The organism is Bradyrhizobium zhengyangense, from assembly GCF_022012435.1.
Taxonomy (GTDB): Bacteria; Pseudomonadota; Alphaproteobacteria; order Rhizobiales; family Xanthobacteraceae; genus Bradyrhizobium; species Bradyrhizobium zhengyangense.
Genome location: NZ_JAKLUA010000015.1, coordinates 39601 through 53177, shown reverse-complemented (window position 1 = coordinate 53177; position 13577 = coordinate 39601). Strand labels below are relative to the sequence as shown.

The 13577-nt window shown below is 66.0% G+C and carries 13 protein-coding genes; 10 read left to right on the top strand and 3 right to left on the bottom strand.

Annotation, left to right across the window (positions count from 1 at the left end):
* The first annotated feature begins 10 nt into the window (after positions 1 to 10).
* Both L6637_RS32200 and L6637_RS32195 read left to right on the top strand, forming a co-directional pair.
* Positions 11 to 1528 carry a tripartite tricarboxylate transporter permease gene (locus L6637_RS32200; RefSeq protein ID WP_237873075.1) on the top strand — a complete coding sequence of 506 codons (1518 nt, stop codon included), beginning with the start codon at positions 11 to 13 and terminating at the stop codon, positions 1526 to 1528.
* Between the two features lie 618 nt (positions 1529 to 2146).
* The gene (locus L6637_RS32195; protein WP_237873074.1) at positions 2147 to 2503 is read left to right on the top strand and encodes an outer membrane protein; all 357 of its coding nucleotides are present in this window, start codon (positions 2147 to 2149) and stop codon (positions 2501 to 2503) included.
* 93 nt (positions 2504 to 2596) lie between these two features.
* Here the strand turns inward: L6637_RS32195 and L6637_RS32190 are convergent, their stop codons facing one another.
* Positions 2597 to 3790, bottom strand: coding sequence for a CaiB/BaiF CoA transferase family protein (locus L6637_RS32190; protein ID WP_237873073.1), 1194 nt, complete (start codon positions 3788 to 3790; stop codon positions 2597 to 2599).
* Between the two features lie 285 nt (positions 3791 to 4075).
* Here L6637_RS32190 and L6637_RS32185 point away from each other — a divergent pair, with 285 nt between their 5' ends.
* Positions 4076 to 4534, top strand: a complete 459-nt coding sequence (locus L6637_RS32185; protein ID WP_237873071.1) for a tetratricopeptide repeat protein — start codon at positions 4076 to 4078, stop codon at positions 4532 to 4534.
* Between the two features lie 19 nt (positions 4535 to 4553).
* Here the strand turns inward: L6637_RS32185 and L6637_RS32180 are convergent, their stop codons facing one another.
* On the bottom strand, positions 4554 to 5150 hold the full coding sequence (locus L6637_RS32180; RefSeq protein ID WP_237873070.1) for a prepilin peptidase: 597 nt from the start codon (positions 5148 to 5150) through the stop codon (positions 4554 to 4556).
* A 4-nt stretch (positions 5151 to 5154) separates the two neighbouring features.
* Positions 5155 to 7551 carry a type II secretion system secretin GspD gene (gspD, locus tag L6637_RS32175; RefSeq protein WP_377803192.1) on the bottom strand — a complete coding sequence of 799 codons (2397 nt, stop codon included), beginning with the start codon at positions 7549 to 7551 and terminating at the stop codon, positions 5155 to 5157.
* A 136-nt stretch (positions 7552 to 7687) separates the two neighbouring features.
* Between gspD and L6637_RS32170 the strand changes: the two genes are divergently transcribed.
* Genes L6637_RS32170 through L6637_RS32140 form a run of 7 tightly spaced genes read left to right on the top strand, consistent with a single transcriptional unit; the run spans position 7688 to position 13576 of the window.
* Positions 7688 to 9373 carry a GspE/PulE family protein gene (locus L6637_RS32170; RefSeq protein WP_249802151.1) on the top strand — a complete coding sequence of 562 codons (1686 nt, stop codon included), beginning with the start codon at positions 7688 to 7690 and terminating at the stop codon, positions 9371 to 9373.
* A 20-nt stretch (positions 9374 to 9393) separates the two neighbouring features.
* A complete protein-coding gene (locus tag L6637_RS32165; RefSeq protein ID WP_237873068.1) occupies positions 9394 to 10605 on the top strand; it encodes a type II secretion system F family protein in 1212 nt (403 codons plus the stop codon).
* Positions 10606 to 10627: 22 nt separating this feature from the next.
* On the top strand, positions 10628 to 11083 hold the full coding sequence (gene gspG, locus L6637_RS32160; RefSeq protein WP_237873067.1) for a type II secretion system major pseudopilin GspG: 456 nt from the start codon (positions 10628 to 10630) through the stop codon (positions 11081 to 11083).
* The gene (locus L6637_RS32155; RefSeq protein WP_237873066.1) at positions 11046 to 11555 is read left to right on the top strand and encodes a prepilin-type N-terminal cleavage/methylation domain-containing protein; all 510 of its coding nucleotides are present in this window, start codon (positions 11046 to 11048) and stop codon (positions 11553 to 11555) included. Before gspG ends, L6637_RS32155 begins: the two co-directional genes overlap by 38 nt.
* Positions 11533 to 11931, top strand: coding sequence for a type IV pilus modification PilV family protein (locus L6637_RS32150; RefSeq protein WP_237873065.1), 399 nt, complete (start codon positions 11533 to 11535; stop codon positions 11929 to 11931). Before L6637_RS32155 ends, L6637_RS32150 begins: the two co-directional genes overlap by 23 nt.
* A 29-nt stretch (positions 11932 to 11960) precedes the next feature.
* Positions 11961 to 12665 (top strand): general secretion pathway protein GspJ, encoded by a 705-nt coding sequence (locus L6637_RS32145; RefSeq protein ID WP_237873064.1) that lies wholly within the window; start codon positions 11961 to 11963, stop codon positions 12663 to 12665.
* Positions 12662 to 13576 (top strand): type II secretion system minor pseudopilin, encoded by a 915-nt coding sequence (locus L6637_RS32140; RefSeq protein ID WP_237873062.1) that lies wholly within the window; start codon positions 12662 to 12664, stop codon positions 13574 to 13576. The genes L6637_RS32145 and L6637_RS32140 overlap by 4 nt, the downstream gene beginning before the upstream one ends.
* Position 13577: the final 1 nt, after the last annotated feature.

Below are 13577 nucleotides of genomic sequence, written 5' to 3'. Positions count from 1 at the left end.
CGGCCCCCCGATGGAAGCTTTCGGTCTCCTGCTTCATGGCTTTGCCGTCCTGCTGACGTGGAAAACGCTCGTGCTGATGGTGGTCGGGCTCGTGCTCGGCATCTTCGTCGGCGTGTTGCCGGGCCTCGGCGGTCCCAACGGCGTTGCCATCCTGTTGCCGCTCACCTTCACGATGGATCCGACCTCGGCGATCGTGATGCTGTCCTGCATCTATTGGGGTGCCCTGTTCGGCGGTGCGATCACCTCGATCCTGTTCAACATCCCGGGCGAGGCCTGGTCGGTCGCGACCACTTTCGACGGCTATCCGATGGCGCAGCAGGGCAGGGCGGCCGAGGCACTGACGGCGGCGTTTACGTCGTCCTTCATCGGGTCGCTGGTCGCGGTGCTGCTAATTACCTTCCTCGCGCCGATGATCTCGTCCTTTGCGCTGAAGTTCGGCCCGCCTGAGTTCTTCGCGGTGTATCTGCTGACTTTCTGCTCCTTCGTGGGCCTCGGGCGCGAGGCCAAGCACAAGACCGTCATCTCGATGTCGCTCGGCCTGCTGCTGGCCGGCGTCGGCATGGACACGGTCTCGGGCCAACTGCGCATGACCTTCGGCTCGGCGGAGCTCTTGCGCGGCATCAACTTCCTGGTCGCCGTCATCGGCCTGTTCGGCATCAGCGAGATCCTGCTGACGATGGAGGAGCGTCTGGCGCTGCGCGGCCACGCGGCGAGCATCTCGCTGCGCGTGGTGCTGAGCGTGTGGAAGGACCTGCCGAAATACTGGGTGACGCTGCTGCGCTCGTCCTTCATCGGCTGCTGGCTAGGCATCACGCCGGGCGGCGCGATCGCGGCGTCCTTCATGGGCTACAATCTGGCAAAACGCTTCGCCAAGGATCCGGCGAGCTTTGGCAAAGGCCGTATCGAAGGCGTGTTCGCGCCGGAGACGGCAGCACACGCCTCCGGCACCTCGGCGCTGTTGCCGATGCTCGCGCTCGGCATTCCCGGCTCCGGTACAGCCGCGATCCTGCTCGGCGGGTTGATGGTATGGGGACTCAATCCGGGCCCCTTGCTGTTCGTCGAGCACAAGGACTTCGTCTGGGGCCTGATCGCCTCGATGTATCTCGGCAATGTCGTCGGCCTCGTGCTGGTGCTGACGACAGTGCCGATCTTCGCCTCGATCCTGCGCGTGCCGTTTGCGGCGGTGGCGCCGATGATCGTGGTGTCCTGCGCCATCGGAGCTTATGCGATCCAGAATGCGATGTTCGACATCTGGCTGATGCTCGGCTTCGGTGTCGTCGGCTACGTCTTCAAGAAGATCGGTATTCCCTTGGCGCCGTTCACGCTGGCGCTCGTCCTCGGCAACCGCGCCGAAGACGCCTTCCGTCTCTCGATGATCGGCTCAGGCGGCGACCTCAAGGTGTTCTGGTCGAACGGCCTGGTCGGTTCGATCACGACGCTGGCGATTCTGCTGCTGTTCTGGCCCGTCATCGACGGGCTGCTCGCCCGCGTCGGCTGGACGAGGCGGACCAGCGCGACATCACGCTGACGCGGCAAAACAATCTTCTTTGGAATCAAGGGTTTGGTGCTCCGGTGGGGAGGCCCTTTTGGCTCGATTGTTCCCGATTGTTGCAGGCGCGGCACAGTCATCAGGCGCTTGTGATAGGAATGGCGGCGGCGATGTCGCTGTTTGCAACCGGCGCAATGGCGGCCGACCTGGCGGCGAGGCCCTACGTCAAGGCGCCCCCGATGGTCGATCCCGCTTTCAATTGGAGCGGCTTCTATGTTGGCGGCAATGTCGGCTACAGCTGGGGCCGCGAGCGTGACGATGGCACGCTGACGGGTACGCAAAGTGTGCAGGTGTTCCGCACCGCTGGCCCCACTCCTGTCGGCGGCCCAGTCGTGACACCGCTGGCGGAGCAGACGATCTGGGGACGCTCTAACGTCAACGGCGTGCTCGGCGGCGGCCAGTTCGGTTACAACTGGCAGCAGAGCAATTGGTCGTGGGGTCTTGAAGCCGACTTCCAGGGCAGCGACGAGAAATCGACGAACAATATCTGCTCGGCGATCGGATGCCCCGCGGGCTCGGTGCTGTTTCCCGGCCAACTACAACCTCGATTGGTTCGGCACTCTGCGTGGTCGCGTCGGTTGGGTCGCAACTCCGCGCGTGCTTCTCTACGCGACCGGCGGTCTCGCCTACGGACATCTCGGCGCGAGCGCGCCTGCCATGGGTCTCAGCTGGGGCGGCACCAAGGCCGGCTGGACGGTCGGCGCTGGCGGCGAGTTCGCGATCGATCGCAATTGGTCCGTGAAGGTCGAGTATCTCTACATGGATCTCGGCTCGTTCAACGGGGCGTCGACGGCGACGACGACCGTAGCGAACGCGCTCAACACGCCGACACCCGGTTTCAATACCGTCACCACGACCACGACGACGGGCAGTTTCGGCACGCGCTTCACCGACAACATCGTCCGCGTAGGCGTGAACTACCGGTTCTCGGGGCCGGTTGTCGCCAAGTACTGACGCCAAGTACTGAGGGTCTTCGACAGACCATTTGGAGGCCCGGCGTCTGCGCCGGGCCGCTTTGCTTTCGGGCTCGGCGGACGACCTTGATCTCTAGACCACCTTGGCGGCCCTGAGCGCGGCGATCTCGTCGGCGCCGAAGCCGAATTCCTTGAGCACCTCGTCGGTCTGCTCGCCGAACTCCGGCGGGCGCGCCACCATCCTGCTCGGCGTGCGCGACAGCGTGACGGGCTGGCCGACCAGGCGGATGTGACGACCATCGTCGTTGGGCACGTCCTGCGCGATGCCGAGATGCTTGACCTGCGCGTCCTCGAACATCTGGTCGATGGCGTAGATCGGTCCGCAGGGCACTCCGGCTTCGTTGAGCTCGCGGACCCAGGTCTCGGTCGATTTCGTCACGGTGCGCCGCTCGATCGCAGCGTTGAGCGCGTCGCGGTTCTTCGAGCGTGCCGGCGCGGTGGCGTAGTCGGGATTGGAAACGAGCTCCGGGGCGCCGATCGCCAGCGCGCAGCGCTCCCAGATCCGTCCGCCTGTCGTGGCGATGTTGATGTAGCCGTCGGAGGTTTTGAATACGCCGGTCGGAATGCTGGTCGGATGATTGTTGCCGGCTTGCTTGGCGACTTCCTTTTCCATTAGCCAGCGGGCGGCCTGGAAGTCGAGCATGAAGATCTGGGCCTGGAGCAGCGAGGTCTGCACCCATTGCCCTTCGCCCGATACTTCTCGCTCGAGCAGCGCGGTGAGGATGCCCATGGCGCAGAACAGGCCGGCGGTGAGGTCGGCAACGGGGATGCCGACCCGCATCGGGCCTTCGCCCGGCGCACCCGTGATCGACATCAGCCCGCCCATGCCTTGCGCGATCTGATCGAAGCCTGGCCGCTTGTGATAGGGGCCGTCCTGGCCGAAGCCGGAGATGCTGCCATAGACGATGCGCGGGTTGCTGCTGGCGAGGCTCTCATAGTCGATGCCGAGCCTCTTCTTCACGTCGGGCCGGAAATTCTCGACCACCACGTCGGCCTTGGCGGCGAGGCGCTTGAACACGGCGAGCCCGCGCTCGTCCTTCAGGTTCAGCGTCATGGCGCGCTTGTTGCGGTGCAAATTCTGGAAGTCGGAGCCCCGCCGCGGCCCGCCCGGCTGCTCGCCGCCGGCATCTTCCGTGAGCGCGTCGATCTTGATCACGGTCGCGCCCCAATCGGCGAGCTGGCGCACGCAAGTCGGGCCGGAGCGGACGCGGGTCAGATCTAGCACGGTGAAGCGCGAGAGGGCTTCGGAAGCGTGAGGGAAGGGCATCTAGGGTGGCTCCGGCAACAAACTGCGGCCCCACCATAGGGCCGAAAGATCATGCGGCAAGTGTCGGCTGGCGCAGCCAGCCATGCGCCGACTTTGGGAATAGTGGAACGGACATCTGCGCGCGCCGCGCTGCTCCTCGATGACCAGCCGCTCTGGATTCCGTCACATCGCCGGACTAGTGTTGTCCGCATGTGGAAGGAACGCACGATATTTGTCAGCGGGTGCGATCGCGCGTCCCGGCGCCGCGACGGACTGCTGCGGTGGGCCGGATGCATTGCCGCGGTATTGCTGCTTCTGCCCGCGATCGCAGTCCAAGGCCAGTCGCTCGGCCAAGGCCTATCGGCCTACCAGCGCCAGGACTATGTGACGGCCTCCCGCATCTTCATCCCGCTTGCCGAGCGCGGCAACGCCGCTGCGCAGACCTATCTCGGCTTCCTGTTCGAGACCGGCCGCGGCGTGCCGCAGAACTACACGGAAGCGGCGATGTGGTATCGGCGGGCCGCGGAGCAGGGCGACAGCCGCGCCCAATATTCGCTCGGCCTGCTCTATGACCGCGGCTTTGGCGTGCCGCGGGACATCGTCGAAGCCTCCAAATGGCTGAACCTTTCGACCGCGGCATCGCCGCCGCGGGTGCGCGAGTCCCGGGCCCGGATCCGCGACGCCGTCACCACCAAGATGACGCGTGGACAGATCGCCCAGGCCCGCCTGCGGGCGCTGGAATGGGCGCCAAGCCGCGAGCACTGATGCCTGCGTGCCTCGGGCGTTAGCCGGGCCAGCCGCCGAGCCAGTTCAGATACCAGCTCTCGCACAACCAGCCGATCCAGATCGAGGGCGCGAGGAACAGCCCGAACGGCAGGAAGGCTGTCCCGCGCAGCGGTTTTCCTTGCAGCGCGGCATTGACGACATAGGCGCCGATCGCGAGCAGGGCGGCGAACTCGATCACTGCGGCTACCGTTGCAAGATCCAGCCAGGCGCCGCAGACGGCCGCGAGCTTGACGTCGCCGAGCCCGAGCCCGTCGCGGCCGCGCCAGCGCCGATAGGCCAGCATCAGGAGCAGGAGCGAAAGCGCCACGGCGAGGGCGCGCGCGACCGGCCAAAGCAGCGCCACGGCGCCCGCATCGGGCACCGCAGCGGCGCCGCGGAGCAATGCGAGCGCGAAGGCGGCTCCGCTCAGCTCGTTCGGGATCAGAAAGTGGCGGGCATCATGGGCGGCGATGGCGAGCATCAAGGCGGCGAGGAACGCACCATAGATGCCCTCCGCGGCGGGTGCCGTCACCAGGCTGGCCAACACGCCGACGAGCAGTGCGCAGCTGAGGACCAGCCGGGCGCGGATCCCGTCCTGCGCGTCGTCCGCGGCCACGCCGTCAGCGCGCCGCCCTGGGCGGGCTCACGGTGACGACGGGATTGCTGGTCCCGACCAGGTGGCCGTTCATCTTGCTGCGCATCTCCTCGGCGATGACATGCGCGTCGACGCCGTCCTTGATGACGGTCGGGCGGATGAACAGGATCAGCTCGGTACGGGCGCGCGCCTTGGTTTGATGCGAGAAGGCATCGCCGACGCCGGGAATGGAATCCAGGACGGGAATGCCCTGGCGCTGCTTGTTCTCGGTCTCGCTGATCAGGCCGGCGAGCAGCACCGTCTGCCCGCTGGTCACCGCGATCGAGCTCTTGACGCGACGCTGCGAAATCGTCGGCGTCAGCGAGTTGGCGCTGCCGGCGGCCACGCTCGAGATCTCCTGCTCGATGTCGAGCACGACATTGCCATTGGCGTTGGCGCGCGGCAGCACGCGCAGGATGATGCCAGTGTTCTTGTAGTCGATGGTGTTGACCACGGTGTTGTTGGCGGTCAGCACGGTCGCGGTGCCCGTGGAGAACGGCACCTGGTCGCCGACCTGCAACGTCGCGGCCTGGTTATCCAACACCACCAATGACGGGTTCGACAGCACCTTGACGTCGGTGACGCCGTGCAACGCGTCGAGAATGACGCGCGGCGAGTTCTCGGAGCCGACCAGGAAGTTGAAGCCCGGCAGGACACGTCCGAGCAGCGCGCCGCCCGCGGCGTTGACGGCGTTGGACGCCGCTTCGACCGCACCGCTGCCGACTGACGCGGCATTGCTGACACCGGAGATGGTGTTGGAGATCGAGCCCTTCTGGCTCGCCAGGAAGAACTGCACGCCGTAGTTCAACTGGTCGTTCAGCGTCACCTCGGCAATCGTCGCCTCGATCGCGATCTGGCGCTGCGGCCGGTCGATCTGGCGGATGGTCTGCTCGACGATGCGCTGCGCGTCCTGGTTGGCATAGACGAGGACGGCATTGTTGGTGACGTCGGCGGTGATCCGGACGTTCTGGAGGATGGTGGTGATGCCGGACTTCGAACTGCTTCCGCCCAGTCCACCGAGGCTGTTGTCCTGCGCCTGCGCAGGCGTTGCCGATGCAGCCGGAGCGGGGCGGGCCCCGAGCGCGGATCCCGCAGGTCCGGTCACCGGCGTCGCCGCACCGGATGCGGCCGTCGGCATTGCACTCAGCGAGGCGATCGGATTGCCGGAACTGGAGGACGACGTGGCGAGGCCCGCGCCGGGCGCGACCTGGCTCGATGCGCTGTCGAGCGAGGTGTTGCTCGCCGCGCTCTGGTTGAACAGCATGTCGTTCAGCATCGACACGACCAGCTTGGAATTGCCGTAGCGCAGCGGATAGGATTTCAGATTCACGCCGTCGGTATCGGAACGGTCGAGCCGCGCGATCCAGGTCTGGGCGCGCTTCAGATATTCAGGCTTCTGGCTCACCACGAGGATCGAATTGAGCCGCGCGATCGCCTGCATCTTGATGACGTTCTGGCCCATCCCGCCTTCGCCGGAATCCATGATCTTCTCGATCTCGGAGATCACGGGCTCGGGCGCGGAATTGCGAACGGGGAAGATGCCGACGGATTGTCCGCGCATCCAGTCGGCGTCGAATGACAGGATCGTGTCAACCGCCGTCGCGCGATCGGTCCCGCTGCCGCTGACGATCAGCGTATTGCGCGCATTGTCGGCGCGCATGGTCGACGCCTTCACGCCGAAGGCATCGAGCAGCTTGAAGATATTTTGCGCCGAGGTGTAGCGCAGCGGCACGACGGTGATGCCCTGGCCGGCTTCGGTGCTCGCCGAGCGGTCGATGCCGCCGGGGCCGGCCTCCGGCGCCGGCAGCAGCCGATAGCCGGTACGGTCGCGCACCAGCGCGACGCCGGACATGCGTAGCGCATTCTCCAGCACATAGACCGCGTCCGCCTTGGGGACCGGCCGCACCGAGGCGAGCGTCACGGTCCCCTGTACGCGGGGATCGATGGTGTAGCCGGCGTTGAGAACGTCACCAAGAATGACCTTTGCGACGGTCGCCACGGGTGCGTTTTCGAAATTGAGATCGTAGCCGCTGCCGCCGCCATCGTCGCGTTCGGCCAGCGCACCGCCTTGTGGCGTTGCACCATCACTCAGATAAATCGCGGGCTTGGACGATTTCGGCTGGGAGATGCCGCTGCTTGCCGTATCCGAAGGTTGGCGCGGCTGCAGATCGATGCCGCGGATCTTGTCGACAAGATCCTGGGCGCGCGGATCCTTAGGGTCGGCTTCGACCGACTGATCGGCGGTGACGATGCAGCCCGTGAGCAGGACCGCCGTCGACAGCAGCACGATCGTTCCAGTCAACGCTGCGCGGCGGCGCAAAAGCGGTTGGACCACTTCAAACAAGATACGCCTGCCAACTCTGGAAGTGACTGGAAACAGCATCCGATCCCCTCGGTTCGGACGCGCAATAATTTGCGCCACGATTATGTTTTTGCTAAGAAATAAGTCAAGGGCAAAGGACCGTCCGTGCCCCTAGAAGCTGTTGCATTCAAGTAACAAGGTCAACGTTGTGAATGCGATGCGAGACCGTTCCGCCGAAAGCTTCCGGCAGCTCCTTCTGGAAAAATACTCACTGCCGCCGCGCGCGCATGTCCGTGTGGAAAAGACGGCCAATCCGGCGCTGATACGTCCGTTACGCGAGTTTTGGGAGGCCACCGATCTGTCGGCGGCCGAATTCGCCGACGAGGTGTCGGATTATTTTGCCCTGCCGCGGCTAAGTCTTCCGCAACTGCTGACGACGACGCCTCGCCTCGAAGGTTTTTCGCGCCGATTCCTGCGAGAATCCACCATCTTCCCGTTTGGCGCACCGGATGGCGGATTTCGCCTGGCCGTCGCCGATCCCTCCGATACGGCCGCTATCAGGGCTGCGGAAATCGTGTTCGGAACGCCGGTCGATGTCGTCGTGGCGTCATATGAGGACATTACCACGGTCCTCGATCAGCGAGCCGATGCCGACGATGCGAATGCAGACCAGGGCACCGGCCGTGCGGTGCAGTCCGACGACGACATCGAGAGCCTGCGCGACCTCGCCAGCGGCGCGCCGGTGGTTCGCGCCCTCAACGATCTCCTGGAGCGCGCGGTCGACCTGCGTGCCAGCGACATTCACGTCGAGCCGTTCCGTGCCGGGCTGGTAGTGCGCATGCGCGTCGACGGTCTCCTGCGTGCGCTGCCATCGCCGCATGGCATTCCGCCACAGGCGCTGATCTCGCGCATCAAGATTCTGGCCAGCCTCAACATCGCAGAACGGCGCCTGCCGCAGGACGGCGCGGCGCGCGTGCGCGTCGGCCGCAGCGAACTCGACGTCCGCGTCGCCACCATGCCGACGCAGCATGGTGAGAGCGCGGTCATCCGCCTGTTGCCGCGCGACCGCGGACTGCTGGAGATGAGCAAGCTCGGGCTCGGCGCGCGCGACGAGAGTGTGATGACGCGGCTGCTCGCCATGCCGCACGGCATGATCGTGATCACCGGTCCGACCGGCAGCGGCAAGACCACGACGCTTGCCACCATGCTGTCGATCCTCAACGAGCCGACGCGGAAGATCCTCACCATCGAGGACCCGGTCGAGTACGAGATTCCCGGCATCAACCAGTCCCAGGTCAAGCCGTCGATCGGCCTGACCTTCGCCTCCGCCATGCGCGCCTTCGTGCGCCAGGACCCCGACGTCATCATGGTCGGCGAGGTCCGCGACGCCGAGACGGCGCATATCGCGATCCATGCCGCGCTCACCGGCCATCTCGTTCTGACGACGCTTCATACCGAGACGGCGGCTGCGGCCGTGCCGCGCCTGATCGATCTCGGCATCGAAGGGTTCCTGCTCAAATCGACGCTGCGCGCCGTCGTGGCGCAGCGGCTGGTGCGCATGCTGTGCGACCGTTGCAAGGTGCCGCACGCGCTGACCGAGGCCGATCTCGCCAGGGACCCGCGCTTTGCCGTGATCGGCTTCAAGTGCGGCGAGGTGGTGCACGAGGCCGGCGGCTGCGAACGCTGCGGCGGCACCGGTTATCGCGGCCGCAACGGCGTATTCGAGATCCTCGAAATGTCCGACGATGTGCGTGCACTGATCGGGCCACAGACCGACTCGCACTCCATCGACGCCGCCGCGATGCGCGGCGGCATGACGACGATGCTGGAGGATGCGGTCGCCAAATGCCGGGCCGGACTGACGACGGTGCCCGAAGTCTTCCGCGTCACGACGGTGCGCTAGGCCCAGGAGCGCTAGACATAATGCCGAACTATCGCTACCGCGCCCTCAATGCCAACGGCGAACTGGTCTCCGGAGCCATCGCCGCGCCGGCGCCGGGTGACGTGGCATCGCGGATCGAGCGGCTCGGCCTGGTGCTGGTCGACAATGTCACCCCCGAGGAGGGCGGCGCGGCGGGCAGCGTGCTCAGGCTCTTCAACAGGCCGAAGCCGGAAGACGTCACCATTCTCACGCGCGACCTCGCGTTGCTGCTGCGCGCGGGCGCCCGCATCAACGACGCGCTCGAGCTGCTCGCGGCCGATCCGGACTTCGGACGGTTGCTGCCTGTCGTCGCCGACATCCGTGCGCGTGTCGTCTCCGGCGAGAGCTTTGCAGAAGCGTTGGCACGGCATGAGGGATTGTTTCCGCCGATGTATATTGCGCTGGTGCGGGTCGGCGAGGCGTCGGGTTCGCTGGACCAGGTGCTGGAGGTGTTGTCAGGCGAACGCGCGCGCGCCGAAGCGCTGAGGCGGCGCCTGACCGATGCGATCCGTTATCCGCTCTTCGTGCTCGGCGCGGCCGGCTGCGTGCTGCTGTTCTTCCTGACATTCGTGCTGCCGCAATTTGCCAGCGTCCTGCAGGATTTCGGCGCCAAGGTCGATCCTGTTGTCGGCCTATTCCTCAACATCTCGACCTTCCTGCGCGGCAATTCGGAAATGGTGCTGGCCGGCCTTACGGTGATTATCGCAACGCTGTGGCTCGTGCTGAGGCAGGAGCGTGTCCGCCGCGGTTTGACCAATGCGTTTGTGCGGCTGCCGGCCATCCGCAACGTGATGGGCGCGTATCGTACAGCGCTGTTCTGCCGCAACCTCGGCCTGCTGCTCGGGAGCGGCGTCAATCTTACCACGACGCTGCGCATTCTCATCGACATGATGGCGACAACAGGGGCGTCCACGGTCTGGAGCGATGCCGCCGATCGCGTCCGCCACGGCTCGAAACTCTCCGATGCGCTTGCGGAGACGGAGGCGTTGCCGCCCATGGCTGTCCGCATGCTGCGATTGGGTGACGAAACCGGGCAGTTGCCGATGCTGTCAGGCCGTGTCGCCGAATTCTACGAATCGAAACTGCAACGCACGCTCGACCGCGCGGTCGGCATTGCCGGGCCCGCGGCGATCATTGCGATCTCGCTCGTCGTCGGCGGTCTGATCACATCGGTGATGACCGCACTGATGTCGGTGAGCCAGATCGTCGGTTAGAGAAGGGAATGGGAGGCATGAAGTGACCAGACATCCACCGTCGAGGCGTCGTCCGCGGCACGAGGCCCGCGGCGAGGCCGGCTTCACCCTGGTCGAGATGCTCGTCGTCATCACCATCATCGGCATGATCATGGCGCTGGTCGGCCCGCGCGTGCTGAACTATCTCAGCGAGTCCAAGGCCAAGGCCGCGAAGATCCAGATCGAAAGCTTCTCCAGTGCGCTCGATCTCTACTACCTCGATCTCGGCCGCTATCCGACCTCGAATGAAGGCCTCGCCGGGCTGACGCGGAGCAACAACCAGGCCGGCTGGAACGGGCCCTACCTGCGCGGTGGCGTGGTGCCCAACGATCCCTGGGGCCACGGCTACGTCTATCGGTCACCGGGCGCGAGCGCCCCCTACGACATTATCTCGCTCGGATCAGACGGGCAGGAAGGCGGCAGTGGAACAGCAGCCGACATCGTCAGCGGCGCGCGCTGAACCTGATGGTGATGTGCAAGGCTGCGATCAGCGGGGCTTCGCGCTGATCGAGATCCTGTGTGTGCTCGCGATCATCGGCCTGCTCGCAGCGATCATCCTGCCGGCGATCCCGCGCGCGACCACCCGCGCCAAGCTCGAAAGCTATGCGGTCGAGACCGCGGCGCTGCTCAAATCCGATCGCAACTCCGCGCTGCGTCGCCAGGTCAGGGTTGCAACTCTGGTCGATGCGGAGGCGCGCGCGATCCGCTCAGGCGTCACCGGACAGACCATCCGCCTGCCGCGCGACGTCGTCGTGCAGGCGACGCTGGCCTCGCGCTGCGCCGATCGCGCGACCGGGCGGTCGATCGACTTCTTTCCGTCGGGCATGTCGTGCGGCGGGACGATCGCGCTGGCGCGACCCGGCATGGGCTATGAGGTGCGGGTCAACTGGCTGACCGGAGGTGTCGAGATTGTCCCGCAGAAGCTGCTCTAGCGGCGCCGCCGGCTTCACGTTGATCGAGACGCTGGTCGCGCTCGCGATCATCGCCATCGTGCTCGGAACCATCGGCTCGGTGATCTCGGTCACGGTCAGGGGCACGCGCTCGATCGACCAGCGTCTGGCCCTGTCAGGCACAGCGGAGACATTGCTTGCAGACTTGCCCGCGCGCGGACTTCTCAAGCCCGGCCGTCTGAACGGCCGGCTGGCCGGGAGCCGCTGGCGCGTCGACATCACGCCGATGAACGTCGCCGGAGGCAATCCCGCCACCGACCGTTTCGTGCCGCTTGCGGTCAATCTGCGCCTCCAGGGCGCCGACGGCAGTGCGATGCAGGTGACGACGGTGAAGCTGGTGCCAAGGTCGACGCAATGACCCACGCAATGACCTGCGCAACGAAACGGATGACGCAACGTCTGCGCCGCGTGGTCGCCTCCGAGGCGGGTTTCACGCTGCTCGAAGTCCTGCTGGCGACATTGCTGATGACCGTGATCCTGGCCGCGCTCGCGACAGTCACGGCGCAGTGGCTGCCGAACTGGAATCGTGGCATCGCGCGGGTGCAGCGCGCGGAGCGTCTCGCCACAGGGCTCGACCGCATCGTTGCAGACGTCTCCGTTGCCGAGCAGATGACCATCAATGGCGACGCCAAGGTGCCGCTGTTCGATGGAGCCGAATTGTCGGTGACGTTTCTGCGTACCTCGCTCGGCCCGAGCGCCCGCCCGGGCCTGGAATTCATCCGCTTCATCGAGAAGGCCGACGCACAGGGGTTAGCGCTGGTCCGCGAGCGCGCGCCGTTCCAGCCGATGCCCAGCGACGGCCAGATCCGCTTCATCGACCAGGTGGTGCTGATCCGCGCGCCGTTCCGGGTCAGCTTCGGCTATGCCGGCCCTGATAGGACCTGGCAGCCGACTTGGCGCGGCCAGTCGCAATTGCCTGAACGCATCCGCATCACGGTGCGGGACGGCGCCTCCGGCCAGGTGCTGGCGGTGTCGGCGGCGACGGTGCCGCACATCAATGCGCCCGCCGAATGCGCGCGGGCCAAGAATCCGACGACCTGCGTGACGGGCCCAAGGCCGCAGCAGGCACAGAAGCAGGAGCCGCAGCTGTGAGCGGCAGGGCTCAGGATCGAGCTGCAATTGGCGACGATCGCGGCTTCATCGTCGTCGTGGTGCTCTGGATGCTGGCCGCGCTCGCCACGCTCGCGCTGATCTACCTGACCTATGTCACCAACACGGCGGTGACGGTGGCCGTGAACACCGACCGACTGCAGGCCGACGCGCTGATGAACGCGGGGCTCGAGCTTACGGCCTATCGGCTTACCGCGCAGAGCGAGGCGACGCGCTCGACCAGCGGCACCTTCAACGCCCGCGTCGGGGCAGGCCTGATAGCCGTGACGTTCCGCTCGGAGGCTGCGCGCATCGATCTCAACGCGGCGCCGAAAGCAATCTTCATTGGCCTGATGACCGGGCTCGGCGTGTCGGCGGCGGATGCGCCTGATTATGCCGACCGGATCCTGGCGTGGCGGACCTCGACGGAGCCCGGCCAGGACAATCCGGAGGACTCCTACTACCGCACGCTCGGCGCGTCTTATTTGCCGCGCCATGCACCGTTTCAGCACAGTGACGAGCTGTGGCTGGTGCGCGGCATTCCCCCCAACGTGATCGACCGCATGCTGCCCTTCGTCACGGTGTTCAGCAACATGCGCACCGTGAACGTGCTCGACGCCGCGCCGCAGGTGTTGGCGGCGTTGCCCGGCATGACCCCGGAGACCCTGCAACAGCTGCTGCGCGACCGCGCCGATCCCAGGGTCGACCCGCAATTGCTGGTCGGGCTCGCCGGCAGCGCGAGCGCGACGATCGAGGGCGCGAAGACCTACCGTGTGACTGTTACAGCTGAAGCGCCGTCGCACCGGCGGAGTTCGGCCGAGATCGTCATCCTGCTTCTCGAAAGCGGCGATGAGCCCTATCGTGTATTGTCGTGGCACAACGCCTTTGATGGTTCCGCCGGAAAGCCTCTGTGAG

Coding starts and splice junctions, on each gene's coding strand:
- L6637_RS32145 (WP_237873064.1), top strand. CDS start 11,961: ATGACGCAACGTCTGCGCCGCGTGGTCGCCTCCGAGGCGGGTTTCACG.
- L6637_RS32165 (WP_237873068.1), top strand. CDS start 9,394: ATGCCGAACTATCGCTACCGCGCCCTCAATGCCAACGGCGAACTGGTC.
- gspD (WP_377803192.1), bottom strand. CDS start 7,551: ATGCTGTTTCCAGTCACTTCCAGAGTTGGCAGGCGTATCTTGTTTGAA.
- L6637_RS32170 (WP_249802151.1), top strand. CDS start 7,688: ATGCGAGACCGTTCCGCCGAAAGCTTCCGGCAGCTCCTTCTGGAAAAA.
- L6637_RS32190 (WP_237873073.1), bottom strand. CDS start 3,790: ATGCCCTTCCCTCACGCTTCCGAAGCCCTCTCGCGCTTCACCGTGCTA.
- L6637_RS32200 (WP_237873075.1), top strand. CDS start 11: ATGGAAGCTTTCGGTCTCCTGCTTCATGGCTTTGCCGTCCTGCTGACG.